Raw genomic sequence first — 1,169 nt, forward strand, 5'->3', positions numbered from 1 at the left:
AGACTCGCCTTCACATCAGTAAGTTTTGGAGTGAAATGGTAGAGAGCGGAGCCATTGACATTTCCCGCCAGGTGATCAAGGAATCGGAGGCGAAAGCGCGTAAGATGCTTGACTCAGAGAGCGTTAATCACACCGATGCTAGGGAGCTTGGAGCTGAATGGATGACCCTACAATCTATCCGACAACTTCGGATTGAAGAGTTTCTAAGGGAACAAGGCTGGTCCGACCGACGAATAAAAGCCGCCATTTCTATGTTGATGGTCCGCACTGTATATTGCCCCTCGGAGTTTAAGAGCCGTGCGATCCTTAGGGACAACTCCGCCACCTGTGAATTGGTCTACGGAGAGGAGGAAGAGTCGCTTGGGTATAGAGCGATGTACAATGTCGCCCCTGAGCTATATACCATCAAGAGCGAGCTGGAGCAGCACCTTTGCCGAGTAACAGACAACCTATTCAATCAAGAGAATAGGATCCTACTTTTTGATCTCACCAACTTCTATTTTGAGGGAAGTAAGCGGAGTAGTCAAAAAGCTAAGTTTGGACGGAGTAAAGAAAAAAGGAGCGATTGCAAGCTCCTCGTACTCGCTCTTTGTATTAATACAGATGGATTTATCCGCTACTCTTCAATTCTAGAGGGCAATACGGCAGATCCGAAGTCACTTCCTCATATGATAGAAGAAGTGATTGCAAAGAGCCCACTTTCGGACAATTCCAAGGCACTAGTGGTAATGGATGCAGGTATTGCGACTGAAGAAAATCTCTCGCTCATTAAGTCTAAAGGCTACAACTACCTCTGTGTATCACGCACCAAGCTAAAGGATTATGAGCTGACACCAAGTGAGGAAAGCGTCCTTGTCAATGACTGCAAGGGGGAAGTGATCACACTTCGGAAGGTGCAAAGAAAGGACGAAAATGGGGACTACTACCTACAGGTCAACTCCCCACAGAAACTCCATACAGAGGAGAGTATGAATGGAGCTCTCAAGGAGCGATTTGAGCTGGAGCTAACGAAAGCTAAGCAAAGCCTCTCACGCAAAGGCGGTACCAAGACCTATGAAAAGGTGATTGAACGCATCGGGCGAGCCATGCAGAAATACCCCTCCATTGCCAAATTCTACGATATTAAATACACGAGAAGCACAGCCAATCCAAAGCTGATGTCAGACTTA

Annotated in this window: 1 protein-coding gene; it reads left to right on the top strand. The window is 47.0% G+C overall.

The annotated features are described in order from the left end of the window. Positions 1-1,169 (top strand): IS1634 family transposase (locus tag IX315_RS09565; protein WP_211834181.1); only part of this gene is annotated, 1,169 nt, incomplete at both ends.

This window comes from Porphyromonas levii, assembly GCF_018206105.1.
Classification (GTDB): domain Bacteria; phylum Bacteroidota; class Bacteroidia; order Bacteroidales; family Porphyromonadaceae; genus Porphyromonas_A; species Porphyromonas_A levii.